13 protein-coding genes and 1 other RNA gene are annotated in these 19,013 nt (G+C 42.7%); 10 read left to right on the forward strand and 4 right to left on the reverse strand.

Annotated features, from left to right (window positions below; translation table 11 throughout):
* Both RYH73_RS21595 and RYH73_RS21600 read left to right on the forward strand, forming a co-directional pair.
* Positions 1–593, forward strand: a 593-nt coding sequence (locus RYH73_RS21595; RefSeq protein ID WP_335315566.1) for a glycoside hydrolase domain-containing protein, incomplete at its 5' end; no start/stop codon positions are given.
* Between the two features lie 52 nt (positions 594–645).
* Positions 646–2,133 (forward strand): sialate O-acetylesterase, encoded by a 1,488-nt coding sequence (locus tag RYH73_RS21600; protein ID WP_335315567.1) that lies wholly within the window; start codon positions 646–648, stop codon positions 2,131–2,133.
* A gap of 18 nt (positions 2,134–2,151) precedes the next feature.
* Here RYH73_RS21600 and RYH73_RS21605 read toward each other — a convergent pair whose 3' ends face one another.
* Positions 2,152–2,514: a response regulator gene (locus RYH73_RS21605; protein WP_335315568.1), complete on the reverse strand. Its 363-nt coding sequence runs from the start codon at positions 2,512–2,514 to the stop codon at positions 2,152–2,154.
* A 15-nt stretch (positions 2,515–2,529) separates the two neighbouring features.
* Positions 2,530–2,826: a thioredoxin gene (gene trxA, locus RYH73_RS21610; protein ID WP_335315569.1), complete on the reverse strand. Its 297-nt coding sequence runs from the start codon at positions 2,824–2,826 to the stop codon at positions 2,530–2,532.
* A 202-nt stretch (positions 2,827–3,028) separates the two neighbouring features.
* On the opposite strand from trxA, the gene ssrA reads away from it, so the two are divergent.
* Positions 3,029–3,395: a transfer-messenger RNA gene (gene ssrA / locus RYH73_RS21615) on the forward strand.
* Between the two features lie 76 nt (positions 3,396–3,471).
* On the opposite strand, the gene RYH73_RS21620 is transcribed toward ssrA, so the two are convergent.
* Entirely contained in the window at positions 3,472–3,678 is a 207-nt protein-coding gene (locus RYH73_RS21620; RefSeq protein ID WP_335315570.1) for a hypothetical protein, read from the reverse strand.
* Positions 3,679–4,051: 373 nt separating this feature from the next.
* Between RYH73_RS21620 and RYH73_RS21625 the strand changes: the two genes are divergently transcribed.
* Positions 4,052–4,960, forward strand: a complete 909-nt coding sequence (locus tag RYH73_RS21625) for a carbohydrate kinase family protein (protein WP_335315571.1) — start codon at positions 4,052–4,054, stop codon at positions 4,958–4,960.
* A gap of 6 nt (positions 4,961–4,966) precedes the next feature.
* Here RYH73_RS21625 and RYH73_RS21630 read toward each other — a convergent pair whose 3' ends face one another.
* Positions 4,967–7,735, reverse strand: coding sequence for a substrate-binding domain-containing protein (locus RYH73_RS21630; protein WP_335315572.1), 2,769 nt, complete (start codon positions 7,733–7,735; stop codon positions 4,967–4,969).
* Between the two features lie 268 nt (positions 7,736–8,003).
* Here RYH73_RS21630 and RYH73_RS21635 point away from each other — a divergent pair, with 268 nt between their 5' ends.
* The 6 genes from RYH73_RS21635 (at position 8,004) to RYH73_RS21660 (ending at position 18,921) form a co-directional block, all read left to right on the forward strand.
* Entirely contained in the window at positions 8,004–9,383 is a 1,380-nt protein-coding gene (locus RYH73_RS21635) for a sugar porter family MFS transporter (protein ID WP_335315785.1), read from the forward strand.
* 51 nt (positions 9,384–9,434) lie between these two features.
* The gene (locus tag RYH73_RS21640) at positions 9,435–12,557 is read left to right on the forward strand and encodes a SusC/RagA family TonB-linked outer membrane protein (protein WP_335315573.1); all 3,123 of its coding nucleotides are present in this window, start codon (positions 9,435–9,437) and stop codon (positions 12,555–12,557) included.
* Between the two features lie 38 nt (positions 12,558–12,595).
* The gene (locus RYH73_RS21645) at positions 12,596–14,317 is read left to right on the forward strand and encodes a RagB/SusD family nutrient uptake outer membrane protein (protein WP_335315574.1); all 1,722 of its coding nucleotides are present in this window, start codon (positions 12,596–12,598) and stop codon (positions 14,315–14,317) included.
* A 61-nt stretch (positions 14,318–14,378) separates the two neighbouring features.
* A complete protein-coding gene (locus RYH73_RS21650) occupies positions 14,379–15,947 on the forward strand; it encodes a glycoside hydrolase family 172 protein (protein ID WP_335315575.1) in 1,569 nt (522 codons plus the stop codon).
* An 87-nt stretch (positions 15,948–16,034) separates the two neighbouring features.
* The gene (locus tag RYH73_RS21655; protein ID WP_335315576.1) at positions 16,035–17,678 is read left to right on the forward strand and encodes a glycoside hydrolase family 32 protein; all 1,644 of its coding nucleotides are present in this window, start codon (positions 16,035–16,037) and stop codon (positions 17,676–17,678) included.
* A gap of 157 nt (positions 17,679–17,835) precedes the next feature.
* A complete protein-coding gene (locus RYH73_RS21660; protein ID WP_335315577.1) occupies positions 17,836–18,921 on the forward strand; it encodes a DNA topoisomerase IB in 1,086 nt (361 codons plus the stop codon).
* The last annotated feature ends 92 nt before the right edge of the window (positions 18,922–19,013 follow it).

A 19,013-nucleotide genomic window follows, 5' to 3' on the forward strand; every position in this document is an offset into this window, starting at 1 on the left:
TGAACAAGCTGGATACGTTTTTTACCATGCATTCGGGATTTAAAGTAGGGACATATGGGCAGGAGATCCATGAAATGCGCGAAATGGTACTGGCCAACATGGGGCAGTATGCGCATGGTAATCAACCTGTTCAACATGTGGCTTATGCGTATAATTACGCCGGACAGCCTTGGAAAACCCAATACCGTGTCCGGAAAATCATGCAACAATTGTATAATGCTACCGAGAAGGGATTTCCGGGTGATGAAGATCAGGGACAGATGTCATCATGGTATGTAATCAGTGCCCTCGGCCTCTACAGCGTATGTCCGGGAACTACGCAATACAATATTGGAAGTCCGGTTTTCCGCAAAGCAACGATTACCCTGGAGGATGGTAAGAAATTCACGATCAATGCAACGAACAACAGTCCGGCAAACGTATATATTGAGTCGGCCACGTTGAACGGAAAGCCTTTTGAAAAGAACTGGATAGATTATCGGGATATCATAAATGGGGGAGAGTTGAAACTGGTGATGAGTGATAAACCAAATCGGGAAAGGGCCGGGAGCGATCAAGACAGACCGTTTTCGTTAACCAAGATGAAACCCTAGTACGCAGGCGTAAATCGCTTGTAAGGAATAGAACCTTTTAATACGTAAATAGATGTTAAGAAAATTGTTGATTTTATTGGTTGTTTTAAGTGGTACGCACACGGTGCGAGCGCAAGAAAAGAAGACAGATTTATCATTATCGCCTGTTTTGCAATCCAAGATGGTTATTCAACAGAATAAACCTTTCAAGATCTGGGGACGTGCTAAAGCCGGTGAATCGGTACAGATATCCGCCGATTGGCTTCGTACAACTATAAATGTGCAGGCAGACGATTCCGATCAGTTTATGGCCATACTGGATGTGCCCGCAATCGAGAAAAATGATTTTTCAGAACATGTGATACGGATACGGGCAGGGGCGGACGAAGTGCTATTGGATTCGTTGCTCATAGGTGATGTTTGGTTTTGTTCCGGACAATCAAATATGCAGTTTTCGTTAAAGGAAGATATTCATGCTGCCAGCGATTTGCCAAAAGCAAACCATCCGCATTTGCGTTTGTTCAGTGCAGGATTGAACTTTAGCGAAAATCCCATCGACTCGATCAGCGGCACCTGGGCGCTTTGTACACCAACGAAGGCAAAGGATTTTAGTGCCGTTGCTTATTATATGGGAAAAAAGCTGTTAGACTCTTTACAGTATCCTATTGGACTGATCTTTACGGGGATCGGTGCATCAGCCGCTCAGGCCTATGTGCCGAAATCGGTATTGGCCGATGATCCGCTTCTAAATAGACGCTATCTTCAACCCTATCTGGCTAGTCCGAAGTCGAAAGAAAAAATTGACGGAGGATTCTCTTTTGAAAAGGTGACGCGACCCTATCTATTGTACAATGCTTTAATTCACCCTTTTGTTAATCTGTCCATTAAAGGTTTTACTTGGTATCAAGGAGAAGCCAATCATTTAGAGCGCGAATCTTATACACATTTAACGCAGGTAATGATTGAAACCTGGAGAAAGATTTTTGGACAGGGAGATCTTCCTTTTTATTACGTGCAGATAGCCCCTTATGATCATGAAAAAAAAGATCCCAACTTGGTTTTTGATGCCTTTTTCAGAGAAGCACAAGGCAAAATTGCCGAACTAAATAATACAGCAATGATAACCAGTGTAGATATTGGCGAATCGGACAACCTGCATCCCAGAAATAAGAAACCTTTGGGAGAACGGCTGGCTTATACAGCGCTAAATCGGAACTATGCTCGTTTAGGGGTGCCTTATGAGGGGCCGAAAATGGCCTATGTTCAATATGAAGGTTCGAAGGCTATTGTGTATTATGAACCGAAAAGTATGGCCAATGGCTTAACGACGAAAGATGGCGCAATGCCGAAGTTCTTTGCTTTGGCGGGCGCAGATCAAATTTTTCACCCGGCGAAGGCTGTAATCCAGCAGGATCATATTGTGTTGACCGCTGAAGGTGTTGATCATCCGAAGGCGGTACGCTACGCTTTTTTTAACGATCCTGAAACGAATTTACAAAATGGCGCAGGTTTACCGGCGCAACCATTTAGAACAGATCAATGGGCGGAACCTAAAAATTAGGTGAGACCTGTTGAGAGGCTATTTTTTGAGTAATTCAAGTGCTAGATCTTCCAGTTCATTTAGATCGAATGGCTTCTTCAGATAGCTGTCTGCACCCGCCTCTTCTGCTAAGTTGGGAAGGTCATTGTTGGCAGAAAACAAAATTACCGGTATATCTTTTAAGTGGGCGGTGCTTTTTAACACTTGCGTCGCCCTAACGCCACTCATCCCCGGTATCCAATTGTCGATCAGAATGATGTTCGGTTCAGCTCGTTCAACCTGTTCAACTATATCTTTGCAGTGAGGAGAAGAAATCACTTCAAAATTTAGACCTTCAAAGACAACGGAACAAAAATATAAGATATCCTCGTCGTCATCGAGAATTAGTATTTTATTTCTCATGTATACCAATACGTGTTAAGCGTGGCTATTAATTATTTGTGCTAATTGATGTTGCGGTACTACGCCGCTCTGGCGCCATTTGATTTCGCCTTCTTTAAAGAGAATCAACGTGGGGACACCCCGAACTTGATACGTGTTGGCTGCTATGGGATTTTTATCCACGTCAACCTTTAGTATGGTGACTTTATCCCCAAACTGGGTTTTAACTTCATCTAATATCGGGGCCATCATTTTGCACGGTCCGCACCATTCAGCAAAAAAGTCAACCAATACCGGTGTTGGTCCTTTGATGAGTTCTGAAAATGTCGCCATTGTATATATTAGTTAAATAAAGTACTAATCTAATAAAAAATTGGGTAAATATAAGAAAAAGTGACGAAGAATGAGGACGAGATGAAATCCTTGGTTAATAAACTATTGTTTCAGAACCTCTAATCGTAATTGCGTGCAAGTGGAATAACCTACTTGGCAAAAAGCGAAAGATTTTGTATATTTGTTGGCTTAAATATTACATGGGGTCGACCGGAATTGACAGGATGGAGACGGTTATGTAAGCATGCAGTGCGTTGTTAGTATAGCACTCTAATCTGAACTTTCAACTTTATAAATGGCGAAAATAACTACGCCTTAGCTGCCTAATTTAGAATTAGAATAGCTTTTGTTCCGTTGCAGTCTGTTTCGTGCTGTAACACCGGGAGCATCGATTAACGAAACTAGCGAGCTTGGCGGTACGATAAGTTAGCGAAATTAAGTACCTACGGAAACTGGTACAGGTAAGCGACCGACCTTCCACTTCCCGACAATTAAACGGAAGCTAAGCATGTAGAAAGCATATACAGTACCATGTTTGGACGAGGGTTCGAATCCCTCCGGCTCCACAAAAAAGCCCCTTATTAAAAGTAAGGGGCTTTTTTTCTTTTCAGTTTGCATATAGTATGTAATTTAATACATCCTCATTTATTGTCCCTCCATTTCAATCTTTTTCTTTACTTCATCAGCGGTTTCGATGACATAAATCGGATTCAGGTGTGAGAATACGAATTCTATTTTTGCATATCTGTTTGAACCTATTTGTTCGTCAAAATAAACGGAAATGGAGTCCGTATTTAGATTTATAATAGTCTTCTCGTCATTTTTTAAGGTCAATTGTATGAACTTAGCCATGGCTGTAACATTGAATTTTTTATACACGTAAAGTTACGTTTTTGGATTTAATTCCCGGTACTTATATTTCGTTATGTAATGGATCAGTAAGAAGGGAGAAGAGACGTTTGGACTTTTTTATGCACTCATTGGCAGTTTGTTGGATTTGGTGGCCGATATGGTACGGGATTTAAGAAAAATCACACGATATAAAAGACTATTTTCGGAATAATGTCCTTACTTTGGCCCTGTAAACGATGGTTAATTAATGGTCATCGAAAAAAGAAAACCGAGAACAAATTTAATCGAATGAAACCTGCACAAATTGCCATATACAGAAGACGATGAATAATTTATGCAAGCTTCATTGCCATTGAAAAACAAATTTAATTAAATGAAAAAAGTTGTTTGTTTTGGAGAAGTGCTTTGGGATGTACTTCCTGAGGGAAAAAAGCCGGGCGGAGCACCTATGAATGTTGCCTATCACTTAAACCGCCTGGGTATAGAGAGCTATATGGTCAGCAGGGTCGGCGATGATCCGCTGGGACAAGAGCTAACGATGTTCTTAAAAAAAATGGGTTTATCTACCGATTACATTCAATTGGATAACTATCAAAAAACCAGTGAAGTAATTGCAACGGAAGGAGCCAATCACGAAATGAGCTATGAGATTGTGCAACCGGTTGCCTGGGATTTCATCCATTGGGATAGCAAGACATCGACGCTGGTTGAAACAGCTGATATGATGGTGTTCGGCAGTTTAGCAGCCCGTAATGAACGCAGCCGGACTACACTTTATGAGCTTGCTGAACAGGCAAAACTGAAGCTTTTCGATGTCAATTTTCGTGCGCCGCATTATACGCAATCCACCATTGAATACCTATTGGGTAAGGCGGATATCGTAAAACTTAATAATCACGAACTGCGCATCATTGCATCTTGGTTCGGTGATGATGGCGATCATGAACAGGATAGTGTAAATCGATTGCAGGATAAATACGGAATTGGAGAGATCATTGTGACGAAAGGTGGAGATGGTGCTTCTTATTATACGCCTATGGCGCGGTACGATTATAAAGCTTACCCTGTTATTGTGAAAGATACGGTTGGTAGTGGAGACTCTTTTTTGGCTGCATTTGTTGCACAGAAGCTATTGGGGAAATCCACGGAGGATATATTGGATTATGCAGCGGCATTGGGTGCTTATGTTACCTCGCAAGCGGGGGCCAACCCAGATTACAAAAGCACTGATTTAGCCTATTTTATGTGGCAAAAGCAATTGGAACGACTCAAATGGCAATAAGAGCCCTTATCTGATTTTGCTTTTATATTGGCTGGGCGAAGAACCGAATTTCGCTTTAAAGGTGGTTGAAAAGTAACTGGGACTGGAAAAACCGACAGCGTAGGTGATCTCCGCCACATTTAAGGATTCATGTTTAAGAAGATAAGAAGCCTTTTTTAGTCGACGCTCGAGTATATATTCATTAACGGTCATGCCTGTCAACGATTTGATCTTTCGGTACAGGTGCATTCGTGAAATTCCGATCAATCGGCAAATGTCATCGACACAGAACTGATCATTGCTCAGGTTTTCTTCGACAGCGCTTGAAAAATCATTTAATAATTTTTTATCGAGCGGACTTAATTTGGTGTTTTCGTTCGGGAGTTCAATATCGCTGGTAAAATGACTTTTTAGTACTTTTCTGTTGTTGATTAAGGCTTTGATACTTGCTGAAAGGTTTTTGATCAGGAAGGGTTTGGTAATGTACATGTCAACTAAGGCATTCATGCCGGAAACAAGCTGTTCGGAATTTGTCTGAGCCGTAAGGAGGATAATGGGGATGTGGGCTGTTCTAAAGTCACCTTTTAACGTTTTACATACTTCTTTGCCGGATTTTCCGGGTATGACATTATCGGTAATAATAAGATCGGGTACCTTTTCTTTCGCAAGTCGAATCGCTTCCGGACCATTGGTGGTAAAGAACACATCGTATTCGTCACTGAGCTCTGCTACCAGATAATTTAAAAGATCGGGATTATCTTCTACAATGAGCAGCGAATGATCTTTTAGACCCCATGGTGCCGTTTGTTTGATATCTTGTACCTGGATCTCTGGATCGATGACGTATGTCGTCGCTTTTTCATCCTTTTTACTTAGGGACGTATGAATAGCCCCCTTTTCGCGGTCGCTCAAATGCTGGTTTCCCAGTGGAAGTTTTACGGTAAAGATCGAACCCTGTCCTTTCATTGACGCTACCTTTATTTCTCCTTTGTGTTTATTAATAATCTCTTTTGCCAGCGATAAACCGATACCGAACCCATTAGAAGGCGAGTTATCGGCTTGATAGTAGGGATCGAAAATTAAAGCGATATCTTTTTCACTCATCCCAATACCCGAATCTTTGATTTGGATGCTTACATCGTTACCGCAGCGTTCGATATAAACTTTGATGAAACCACCGGTATTTACAAATTTAAAGGCATTTGATAAGAGATTCAGCAGGGCCTTATCGAGCATATTTGAATCAAACCAGGCCAATATTTCTTTTTCCCCGGGAACGAAGGATAGTTGTACTTGCTTTTTTAAAGCATATACTTTAAAAGGCTCGATGAGATCGCGAACGAATGAGACCAAATTGTTTGGAGAAGCCTGTATAAGGTATCCTTCTATTTCTATTTTTCTGAAATCCAAAAGCTGATTGACAATATTCAGAAGCCGTATCGAATTTCGTTGCACCGTTTGTATCTTATCGGCTGCCAGTGATAAAAAGCGGGTATCTTTTACCATATCCTCGATGGGCGATAAGATCAACGTTAAGGGGGTCCGTAGCTCATGGGTGATATTAGTGAAAAAGTTTAACCTTGCTTCTGTACCGGCGGCAGCTTGTTTTGACATCTCGATAAGCTGTTTCCGTTGGGTGTCGATTTCTAAATTCTTTTTAGCTAGGTTTTTATTGATCTTTCGATTGTCTCTCAGCAAGATGACCACAATGCTCCCAAAAATCAACGATAATACAAGCAATACAATGATAATGTTCAGAACGACCTGTTGGCTTTTGTATACTAATTTCTGTTCGTCAAGCAGTTTCCGCTGACTATAAATATCATCTTTCTGACTGCTGATCATTGCCGCCTGCATCTTCATAACACGAACATTTGTTGAGTCTATTACAATGGAACTTAATTTGTTTTCCTTTTTGAAAGGTTGCCCTTTCAAAATATCCAAAGCGGTCCGAATCGCCTCTTTTCCGAGTGTGGGATATACCAGTGAGGCGGTAATTTTTCCGTCGTACACCATATCTAAACCTCCCCCTTCACCAAAACAGGCATCTACACCAATAATGGGAATGCGCTTTTCAGGATAATATTTACGAAGGATTTTCCGCGCGCCCAAGGCCATATTGTCATTATGTGCAAAGATGGCGTCCACGTCGTGCAACTGCTGATGCATCTTGAGCAGGACATTTTTGGTAGTGTCTTCCATCCAATCGCCATAAACTGTTTTTGCGATGCTTAGACCTTTCGACTGATTAATCACTTCGGAGAAGCCTTTACTTCGATCGATAGCGGGAGAAGAACCCGATAAACCCGTGACTTCAATGATCTTTCCTTTATTTGCAATCAGCTGCGATAAATATTGACCCGCCATTTTACCAATTTCCACATTGTCAGCGCCGATGAATGCCGTGTAACCGTTTCCCTCAATTTCCCGATCGATTACAATGACCGGAATCCCACGATTCATTACCTTTTGTACGGTAGCCGTTAAGGGTTCGGCTTCATTGGGTGAAATCACCAACAAATCAATTCCTTTTTCGATTAGGGTGTCTACTTGTGCGCGTTGTGTGGCGCTGTTGCCACCTGCTTCCAAGTAATGAAAATCGACTTCGGGATGGAGGCTTAACTCCGTCAGCATTTCGGCTAACATATTTCTTCTCCATAAATCGTTACCGGTACATTGAGAGAACCCGATTGTGAATTTGTTGTACTTTTTGGTGCTTCGACAGGACATGGCCGACCCCAAAGCCAAAAATAGGAGCAAAACAATACATGATCGGTTGAAGGAAATGGTATTCATGTTTATAATTCAGTTTTAAGCTACAACTTAGGTTTTCGCAAATATAAGGGATTGTGTGTTTGAGTAAGAAGAAAAAGCATTTTCCTCATTTAGGTGGTTCAACATCAATGGTACAATATCGGAAGAAGATGTTACACGGTCGAAACTTCAACGTGAATGATTAAGTTGTTGAATTTTAATTATTTGATAATCAGTGTTTTAATTTTTGGTATAAAAACGAAATGATTTGATCGTTGTCAGCAGATCGTTCTCTTTATCCTGGTTTATCTTGCACCGCAAATTCAAATTAATCAATATAGATCAATATTTTATGAAAAATCACATTGTGAAGTTATGGTCGGTGGTGGTGGCTTTGGGGGGCTTTCTTTTTGGCTTCGATACTGCAGTTATTTCGGGAGCGGAGAAAGCCATTGAACAATATTGGCAGCTCACTATCTTCGAACATGGTTTTACTATTTCAGTTGCACTGATGGGAACTGTTATCGGATCCTTGCTTGGATCGTATCCCACGGACAAACTGGGACGTAAAAAGACTTTATATTTAGTCGCACTCGCTTATCTTTTTGCATCGCTTGGAACCGCTTTTACCGGTAACTGGTATCTTTTTGTAGTCTTTCGATTTGTTGGTGGCCTAGGCGTAGGCGCTTCGTCGGTTACGGCACCGATTTATATATCTGAAATAGCGCCACCTGATCGCCGTGGTGCATTGGTCGGCTTATTTCAGTTTAATGTAGTGCTGGGGATATTGATTTCGTATTTATCAAATTACTTAATCAATCAGTTGGGAGATGAATCCTGGCGTTTAATGCTTGGCATCCAGGCCGTGCCGTCCCTTCTTTTTTTAATCGCCATCTATTTCATCCGCGAGAGTCCAAGATGGTTGCTCATGAAGGGTTTACGACGAGACGAGGCAATAGAAACGCTAAGCATTATTAATCCGCTGGGTTATCATCAGGAACTCATTGCGATTGAAAATACCGCAAAATTAAAAGCAGCTAAAGAATCGCCGGCACTTTTTGTTAAAGCGTATCGCAGGCCATTGATATTGGCCGGGCTGTTTGCGTTCTTTAATCAGCTTTCGGGTATTAACGCCATTATCTACTATGCACCCCGCATTTTTGAGATGGCCGGACTGGGCGTTCATTCATCCTTGCTTTCAACAATTGGAATTGGCATGACCAATTTTGTGTTTACGCTACTGGCCGTCCAATTGATCGATAAGGTGGGCAGAAGAATGTTGATGAAAATTGGCTCTTTAGGTATCATCATTTCCCTGCTATTGGTTGTTTTCTCGTTTAATAATCCGGCCGCATCGGGTATGTATATTTCATTGTACTTCATGTTTTTTATAGCCTGTTTTGCTTTCTCTCAAGGAGCTGTTATCTGGGTCTTTATGGCAGAAATCTTTCCGAATCAGGTGCGGGCAAAGGGACAAACCTTTGGAAGTTCCATTCATTGGGTTCTGGCAGCACTAGTGACCTTCGCCTTTCCGATTTTGGCGGAAGCTTTAGGGGGGATGATGACCTTTCTGTTCTTTGGGGTAATGATGGTGTTGCAACTAGTATTTGTTATTTGGTGGATGCCTGAAACGAAGGGTATAAGCTTGGAAGCTATTGAAGCACAGCTGGCGAATGAGCCTCTTGCCTAGTTTTTCTATTAACCGATAAAATAAACCAAAAATCTAATTAATTAACCGAAAATGAGAAAAGAATTATTGATGGCATGCTGTATAAGTATGTTCCTTTTCCTTCGCGTGGCGGCGCAGGAAGTTATGATATCCGGCATTGTGCGGGATACGAGCTCGGTTCCGCTTGAGGGGGTAACCGTGTCTATTGTAGGAAAAACCGGTTCTGTTATTACGGACAACAACGGAGCGTACAGAATTGCCGCTTCGGTGGGGCAGAATATCTCCTTCAGTATGTTGGGAAGTGAGCCAATACGAATGGTAATCAGAAACGGCGATCCCATCAATGTACTAATGAAAACCAGCGTAAATGCGCTGGAGGATGTTATTGTAACAGGTTATACGTCGGAACGTAAAAAAGATCTGACAGGGGCCGTTTCTGTTGTTAAGATGGCGGATATTGAAAATGTGCCTTTGGGTAACCCGGTAAAAGCAATGCAGGGGCGTGTTCCGGGTGTAGAAGTTGGTGCAAGCGGCGCTCCAAATGGGGGGGTAACGGTACGTATGCGCGGTCAGACGACGCTCAATATTAGCAATGACCCGCTTTATATTATCGATGGGGTGCCGACACAGCGCGGATTACAAGAGATCAATCAGAGTGACATCGAGTCGATGCAAGTGCTGCGGGATGCATCAGCTGCTTCAATTTATGGATCGAGAGCTGCAGCAGGGGTAATTATTGTAACCACCAAGCGCGGTAAATCAGGTGTTAGACGGATTGATGTAGATGCTTCGCATTCACTTCAGTTTTATAACAGCAAAATCAACACCTTGAATACCGACCAGCGTGCACGGGCGTATTGGCAGGCTGCCGTAAATGACGGACGCTTCGGCCCGTCCCGTAATAATCCGCAAGACCCGTCCACATTAAGTCTGATTTATGATTTTGATTGGAATAAAGATTTTTCGAATCCGCAATTGAATGCAGTGATTTTGGGACAATACGTGGATCCCGAACAGTCGATGCTTACGTCGGATACCCGATGGTTTGATGAAGTTTCACGTATTTCTCAGATTAAACAATATAATATTGCACTCTCAAACGGAGGGCAGCACGGAACGTCTTTCTTTTCTTTGGGTTACTACGATAATGAGGGTATTATTAAACGTACGCGAAGTCAGCGACTGACCTTACGGATGAATGTAGACCATGCCTTGTTTAATGGCAAGCTGAAGATAGGGGAGAATCTAAACCTTTCTTATTTCAAAGACGCGCAAATACCAACTGGAGATGTTACCTCGCTGGCGCTGATATTGAATCCGATTTTACCGGTTCGTACGGTTAGTGGTGGTTGGGGCGGCCCGGTTGCCGGGATGGACGACCGGCAAAATCCGGTTAGACTGATTGAAGATAATAGGCAGAATAATAATCACTTTGCTCGTATTTTGAGCAGTACGTTTGCCGATCTTTCTATTTTACCGGGCTTGAATTTCAGAACAGCTTTTAATGTGGATTATGCAGGTACTTTTTATCGCCATTTACAGGTGCCCTACCATTCCGGTTTTTTAAATAGTGATGTGACCCAGGTGAATACAAACTTTGATTACAGTGGGTCATTAACCTGGCAAAATATCCTGACCTACGACCTGAATTCGAATGAGCATCGTGTTAATTTCCTGTTAGGCTCTGAAACGGTTAACAATCGATATCAGGGCTTTAACGCCAGTGCACAGGGATTGGCCATTGCAGACCTAAACTATGCTTACCTCACACAAGGTACCCAAAACATTCTTGCACGTGGTGATGGAAATTCGGACGCCTTGCAATCATTCTTCTTTAAAGCAAATTATAACTATCATGATCGCTACCTGGCTTCTGTCACGATCCGGAGAGATGGTTCAAGCAAGTTTGGTTCCAACAACCGCTACGCAAATTTTCCGGCAGCATCGTTGGGATGGCGCATCAGTGAAGAGGCCTTTTTTAAAGATAATATAAATTTTATCTCTGATTTTAAACTGCGTTATAGCTGGGGGCAGACCGGTAATCAAAGTATCCCTGCTTATGCCACTTATTCACTCTACCGCGCCATTTATGGGACAGACCTAACCTGGGATCCGAGCGAAGGAAGTGCCTATGACATAGGAGGGCAGGGTACGGGTACGCTTCCTGCCGGCTATACGGCCATTCAAACCGGTAATCCGGATCTTAAATGGGAAACCACTACGCAATCCAACTTTGGAGCGGATTTTGGATTGTTCTCCAATCAATTGACCGGTTCTGTTGAATATTATATCAAGAATACAGACGATGTGCTGATTAGTCCGCCTTATTTAGGTGTAGTGGGAGAAGGGGGAAGCACATGGATTAACGGTGCTTCGCTGCAGAACAAGGGCTTGGAGGCGGTTGTAAATTATAGCCGGCGTTTAAGCGATGATATGCGTTTGGATGTGGCGGCTAATATTACCAGAAATCGCTTAAAGATAACAGAACTTCCTAACAATGCGATTATAGGCTATCCGGGCAATGGTACAACCTATACCATCATTGGGCATTCGCCAAATACACATTTCGGATGGGTTGCAGATGGTTTGTTTACGACACAAGAACAACTTGACAATAGCCCCGAACAGCCGGGTAAAGCGTTGGGCCGCATACGTTACCTCGATCTGGATCAGAACGGACGAATCGACAATAACGATCAACAATACTTGGGTACCTCGGACCCTGATTTTACCTACGGCTTGAATTTAACCTTAAGCTATAAACGATTCAATATTGCTGTATTCTTCCAAGGTATACAGGGAGGGGTGGTCAATAATAGTTATAAAAATCTGACTGATTTTACTTCGCTGGCACCTGGATCAAATTGGGGTAGCCGTGTATTGGATGCCTGGACTCCGGAAAACCCGGGGGCGAGCGTTCCGGCCTTAACCTTGGTGAATACGAATAATGAGAATAGATTTTCGACCTACTTTTTGGAGCCTAGAAGTTATTTCAAATTGCGAAATATTGAAATCGGATACGATCTGAAGGATGCATTTGAAAGGTTTAATGTGAGCCGTGCACGTGTATACATGCAGGCATCCAACCTGTTACGCTGGAAAGACCGGGCGTATACGGCACCGGATCCGGAGAATCCGGGAAATGGCTATCCGGTACCGGTAATTGCTACGTTAGGATTTAACCTCTCCTTCTAACCTATTGTTCTATCATGATTGTATTAAAATACTAGCAAATGAAAAATTTACCTATCATATTATTGGTTTTGACGGCCATCCTATTTTCTGGCTGCTCGAAAAATTTGGAGAAACTGCCGCAAGGCGTTGTGTTTAATGAAAACCTGAAAACACCCGAAAATGTGGAGGCGATGGTGATCAGTGCCTACTCGGCTTTGGGTAATGATCATTGGAGCGTACCCTATACCACCATGTGGGCTTATGGCAGTGTACGCGGCGGAGATGCCTACAAGGGTGGGGGCGGAACGGGAGATCAGAATGATGTGCATGCCTATGAACTGTTTTCCATCAACCGGGTAGACTTGGGAGAAAGTGATGGTACTTGGTTCCGTTTGTATGTGGGCGTAGCGCGGTGTAATGCGGCCTTGGCGCTGTTGAATGAAATGGGTGATGACGTTTTTCCGCAGAAGCTGATGCGTACTGCGGAAGTGCGTTTCCTTCGCGCCCATTTTTATTTTCTGTTGAAGGTTCTTTTCAAACGTATACCCTATATCGACGAAAGTGTCGAAAAGTCCGCCTATCAAACCATTGGGAATGATCTGTACAGTAACGAGGAGCTTTGGACAAAAATAGCAGACGATTTTCGCTTTGCAGCGCAGTACTTACCAGTGACGCAGGAGGAGTCTTCGCGTATTACGAAGGGAGCTGCTCAATCTTACCTGGCAAAAACATTGCTTTATCAGAGTTATGTACAGGATGAGCAGCATAATGTGACCTCAAAAGATCAAGCGAAACTAAATGAGGTAGTGGCCTACTGCGATAGTGTGATCAATTCAGGAAGGTATCACCTGGCAGAAGATTTTGCTGAAAATTTTCTCTCCGAGTATGAAAAAGGACCGGAGTCTGTCTTTGCCATTGTCTTTTCAAAAAGCGATGGAACGCCACAGGGAAGGATTAACGCCGGTGTAGGGACGAATTATCCTATGAACCAAGAATATGGTTGTTGTGGTTTTCATCAACCCAGTTCCAATCTGGTGAATGCATTTAAAACGAATGCCAATGGATTGCCGCTATTGGATGATTATAATACCAATGATATCGTACCTTCCGGCGATTTTAAAACACAACGTTTTGATACACGTCTGGATCATACCATTGCCATTCCGGGACATCCTTACAAATACCAAAAGAACCTGGTGTTTCAGGCCTCATGGAATCGTGACAATGCCACCTATGGCAATTTTATGAGTATGAAGGAAACGGTAGCCTATACCGATCCGACATTTATGAAATACCCACCATTTATGTCGAGCGCCAAAGATTGGCCAGTGATCAGGTATGCGGATGTGCTACTCATAAAAGCGGAAGCTTTAATTGAACTGGGCCGCGAGCAAGAGGCACTTCCTTTGATTAATAGCATTCGACAACGTGCGCAGAAAAGTGCGGCCCGATTGACACAGGCGGATGGAACACCAACCTCAAGCTACTATGTCGCTACTTATCAGCCGGGCGTAAATTGTGTTTGGACGAATGACTTTGCGCGTAAAGCCCTGCGATTTGAACGCAGGTTGGAATTTGCCATGGAAGGTTATCGCTTTTTTGACCTCGTTCGGTGGGGAATTGCATCCGAGTTTATCAACGATTATTTTTCGGTGGAGCAAGGAAGAACACCTCATTTGGCAGGCGCCGCTTTCAAGAAAAATAGAGATGAATATTTACCAATCCCACAAAATCAAATTAATTTTAGCCAAGGATTATATAGGCAAAACTTTGGCTGGTAGTTATATTGCATATAAAACGAATTTATCTATTTTGAAAAAGGGGAACCAATAAATAAATCAAATGATGACTAAACTATTTTTATTAATCTGCGCTACGATTGGTCTTGCCCATTACGGCCATTGCCAGGAGGTGGTCAATATGGCGCAGCTATTAAAAGAAATGCGTGCTATTGAACAGGTTGCGCGCTATCCAGAACCTGCATATACCCTGAAACAAGTAAGTAGCTACGATAGGCGATCCGTCGCACGCAATGAGGCCGGATGGTTTGCTAACAGTGATTTTAACCAGTTTATCCGTCAGGAAGAACAGGAAGGAAGAGTAGAGTATGTCATGATGGACGCAGAAGGCCCCGGCGCCATTGTCCGTTTTTGGTTGACCTGTTTGGAAAAACCCGGGACGATGCGTTTCTATTTTGATCATAAAAAGGAACCCACCATTACCGTTCCCGGATTTGATTTGTTGAAAGCCGGACTGGATTTGGGCCCTGCCTTGTTGAACCCTCATACGAATTATGACCCGCAGGGAAAGGGAGGAAATACGCTATATTTGCCCTTGGTTTATGCGAAGCATTGCAAAGTAACCTGGGAGTTTGCGGATAGCGCAAGTAAGGAGAAACCACATTATTATCAGATCAATTACCGAACGTATCCAAAAAACGTGAAAGCCGAAACGTTTTCTTTTGAGCAGCTACAACAATTAAAAAAGGAAATTAATGATACGGAAAGTGCCCTTTGGCATCCATCGGTAAATTTTAGCATAACAGATTCTATTTCAAAAAGATTGAATCCTGCGGAGGAATGTGCGCTGGGTGTAAGGGACGTTAATAAGGCGATTCGTCTGCTGAAAATCCAATTAGGTGATTTAAACCGCGATCAGGAAGCGCTTTGGAGAAAGGTGATACTGAAAATATCCTTTGATGGTAAGGAAACGGTGTTGTGCCCTTTGGGTGATTTTATAGGTAGCGGCTATGGAGGAAATGACATAGCCAGTTGGTATAGAACACTGGCAGATAAGAAAACGCTGATTTCACGATGGGTAATGCCATTCCGAAAATCGGCAGTGATACGGGTAATCAATAACAATGATTTCCCTGTTGAATTAAAGCTTTCTATTGCAACCGATGATTTTGAATGGGATGAGCGAGCGATGTATTTTCATGCCTACACGAAAATGGAAGAACAGGTATGGGATGCCAAATGGGATTATGATCCGGAGAAGAACCCGAAGGGAGATAACCACGCACCGATCGACTGGAATTTTATTGATGTGAAGGGTAAAGGGGTGTATCTGGGCAACACCTTGGCCACCCTGAATCATATGCATTCCTGGTATGGGGAAGGAGATGCCAAAGCGTATGTGGATGGCGAAGATTTTCCATCCGAATTTGGTACCGGGTTGGAAGATTATTACAATACCTCATGGGCACCTGTAGTTATTTACCAAACGCCTTTTGCTAATGCAACGCGGACAGATCATACGTCGTCCACAGGGCATAATACCTTTACGCGGACGCGCATACTGGATGCCATACCTTTTAGTAAGCAATTTTCATATGATATGGAAATGCTAAGCTGGGATAGTGGTTATGTGGATATTGCGGCAACAACCTATTGGTATGCCAAACCCTGATGTAAACAGGATGATAAGGAAATGCAATAAATAAGGAGTCGATTAGGCTATTAGCCCGACTTAATAAATAATACAAAAAACAAACAGATGAAAACCTTTGCGAACAAATTTTTAACAGTTGCCCTGCTATTGGTAAACTATGTTTCATTAAGTGCAGGTGAAATTGAAATTAAAATCAACAAAAGATACCTTAACTTTCCGGTATCACATAAAGAAGAGCGTCAGAAGATGACGTTCAGCGTAGATGGCAAACCAGATCTTTCGGTGGTAATACGGCTGGCGAAGTCATCGCCCGATTATTGGGTTTTTAAAGATGTTTCGGACTTGGTAGGAAAAACGTTGAAGATAAGCTATGAGGGCGATGAGGCCGGGTTGGCAAAAATTTATCAAGACGACGAGTTAGCCGGTCAGGATAGTCTTTATAAAGAAAAAAACCGACCGCAGTTTCATTTTACAACCCGCAGGGGATGGATCAATGATCCCAATGGATTGCTTTTCTATGCAGGCGAGTATCATTTATTTTACCAGCACAATCCTTATGAAAGTGAATGGGAGAATATGCACTGGGGGCATGCGGTGAGCAAAGATCTGGTACACTGGACGGAGTTGCCGGATGCACTTTATCCAGATAAGTTGGGAACGATGTTCTCCGGATCAGCGGTAATAGATTATAACAATACAGCAGGCTATAATCAAGGTAAAACACCGGCTATGGTAGCTGCTTATACGGCAGCCGGACCGGATAGGCAGGTGCAGTGTTTAGCCTATAGCCTCGATAAAGGGCGTACATTTACAAAATACGAAGCTAATCCTGTTATTGATTCTAAAGAGAAGTGGAACAGTCCGGATACGCGCGATCCGAAGGTATTTTGGTACAAGCCGGGAAAACACTGGGTCATGGTGTTAAATGAGCGGGATGGCCATTCCATCTATACATCCAATGACCTGAAAAAATGGAAATATGAAAGCCATGTTACCGGTTTTTGGGAGTGCCCTGAACTTTTCGAACTTCCAATCGACGGCGATGCCAAGAATACAAAATGGGTAATGTATGGTGCTTCGGGTACCTATATGTTGGGTTCTTTTGATGGGAAGGTGTTTAAGCCGGAAGCGGGCAAATATGTTTATACAACAGGCCCTATCTATGCGGCACAAACCATTACAGATATGCCTAACGGGCGAAGGGTACAAATTGGTTGGGGGCAAATAACGCATCCTGATATGCCTTTTAAAGGGATGATGCAGTTACCGACAGAACTGACGCTGCGCAGCACAAAAGAAGGGCCGCGCCTTTTCAGTCAGCCAGTAAAAGAAACGGAGCAACTTTTTACATCGGTGCAAAAGGAAACCAACTTAACAACCGAACGTGCTAATCAAATGCTTGCAACGTATTCGGAAGCAGATGGTTTGAGGCTGAAGGCCACCATTAAGTTATCCCATGCAACTACTGCCGGGCTTAACCTTTTTGGGCAACGCATTGTGGATTATGATTTGAATTATAATAAGCTTAACGGTATGTTTTATTCGCCAAACGATCCCACCAGTATGGAAATATCGGCAGATATTTACATCGATAAAACGAGTATGGAAGTATTCATTGATGGGGGCGCTTATTCGTATTACCTGCCAAGAAAAGTGGAAGACGGTAATAAAGAAGGTTTTCATTTTTGGGGAAATAATATCGAAGTGACCGATTTGGAGATTTTAAAGGTTCAATCTATCTGGAATTAGTGTCGCGAATTCGCCAAATAAAATGGCCGATTTAAAAAGCGAAGACCCGATTCGTGTTGTATCACAAACTTTTTCCTTTCGTCAGCGTTTGTTAAACATTAAAGCTGGTTGGGCGTAATATGATCGCAAATTTTGGCCCCACCAATAAAGGTAGGGTATGAATCGTTTACAGGTAAAACATGGAAAAAATGGACTTGATGTCCGGGCTAATGCAAAAGCCGCCGGCTTGCGCTATATATCTGATAGTACGCCAGGATATAGTAGAGAAGCCACGAACAACGGATTCCGTTACCGGGATGCTGATGGAAAGATCGTCCGATCAAAGGCACTGATAGACCGTTTCAATAAGCTGGTGATACCACCAGCTTATAAAAATGTTTGGATATCACCGATAGAAAACGGCCATCTCTTATTTACGGGCTTGGATGCTGCAGGTAGGAAACAATACCGTTATCATACCGCATGGAATCAATTGAGAAATCATGCCAAATATGATCGAATGCAACTTTTTGCTTCCTTTTTGCCGATGATCCGGACACAAGTAGACCGAGATCTGCGGCGCCGGGACCTCCATCATGATAAGGTGGTAGCCTTGGTTGTGAGGTTAATGGAGCTGACGAGCATCAGGATCGGTAATAAATGCTATAGACGCTTGTACGGATCGTACGGTTTAACTACGCTGCAAGATAGACATGTGAAAATTGATGGTGCTAATCTAAAATTTGAATTTAAAGGTAAAAAGGGTATTGTACATCGTGTTCACTTATATAGTAAACGAATGGCACGTTTGGTTAAACAATGTAGGGATATTCCCGGCAAGGAATTATTTCAGTACTATGACGAAAATGGGCAACGACAATGCGTAGACTCAGGGGATGTAAACGAATATTTGAAAAAAATTACCGCAGAAGACTTTACTGCAAAGGATTTTCGTACCTGGGCGGGCAGCGTGAGTGCATTGTATGCTTTTAAGGAGGCCGGCGAATTTACTTCGATTTCAGACTGCAAAAAGAAAATTGTCAATGCCCTGGATGAAGTAGCGATCAATCTTGGAAATACGCGTACAGTTTGCAAGAAATATTATGTGCATCCAGCGATTATCAAAAGTTATGAGGAGGGATCTATTTATAAATACCTGGAGAATTTAGAAGAGGACATGCCGGCCGATTCTGCCGAACTGAGCTTAGCGGAGAAGGCATTAATTGAACTTGTAACAAAGGAGAGAATAGAGTTGGCGTGTTAAGCCAGACCGGCTGGGAACATCTAGTGTGTGCATGAGAAGGTAATATATCAACATGCTGACCTGTACTATACATGGTTAAGGAATAAATCTTA

Source organism: Olivibacter sp. CPCC 100613, from assembly GCF_036959255.1.
GTDB lineage: Bacteria > Bacteroidota > Bacteroidia > Sphingobacteriales > Sphingobacteriaceae > Olivibacter.

Bases quoted from the DNA above. Each gene is read 5' to 3' on its own strand.
- RYH73_RS21655 (WP_335315576.1), top strand. From the start codon at position 16,035: ATGAAAACCTTTGCGAACAAATTTTTAACAGTTGCCCTGCTATTGGTA.
- RYH73_RS21630 (WP_335315572.1), bottom strand. From the start codon at position 7,735: ATGAATACCATTTCCTTCAACCGATCATGTATTGTTTTGCTCCTATTT.
- RYH73_RS21660 (WP_335315577.1), top strand. From the start codon at position 17,836: ATGAATCGTTTACAGGTAAAACATGGAAAAAATGGACTTGATGTCCGG.
- RYH73_RS21605 (WP_335315568.1), bottom strand. From the start codon at position 2,514: ATGAGAAATAAAATACTAATTCTCGATGACGACGAGGATATCTTATAT.
- RYH73_RS21640 (WP_335315573.1), top strand. From the start codon at position 9,435: ATGAGAAAAGAATTATTGATGGCATGCTGTATAAGTATGTTCCTTTTC.
- RYH73_RS21650 (WP_335315575.1), top strand. From the start codon at position 14,379: ATGATGACTAAACTATTTTTATTAATCTGCGCTACGATTGGTCTTGCC.
- RYH73_RS21625 (WP_335315571.1), top strand. From the start codon at position 4,052: ATGAAAAAAGTTGTTTGTTTTGGAGAAGTGCTTTGGGATGTACTTCCT.
- RYH73_RS21645 (WP_335315574.1), top strand. From the start codon at position 12,596: ATGAAAAATTTACCTATCATATTATTGGTTTTGACGGCCATCCTATTT.
- RYH73_RS21600 (WP_335315567.1), top strand. From the start codon at position 646: ATGTTAAGAAAATTGTTGATTTTATTGGTTGTTTTAAGTGGTACGCAC.
- trxA (WP_335315569.1), bottom strand. From the start codon at position 2,826: ATGGCGACATTTTCAGAACTCATCAAAGGACCAACACCGGTATTGGTT.
- RYH73_RS21620 (WP_335315570.1), bottom strand. From the start codon at position 3,678: ATGGCTAAGTTCATACAATTGACCTTAAAAAATGACGAGAAGACTATT.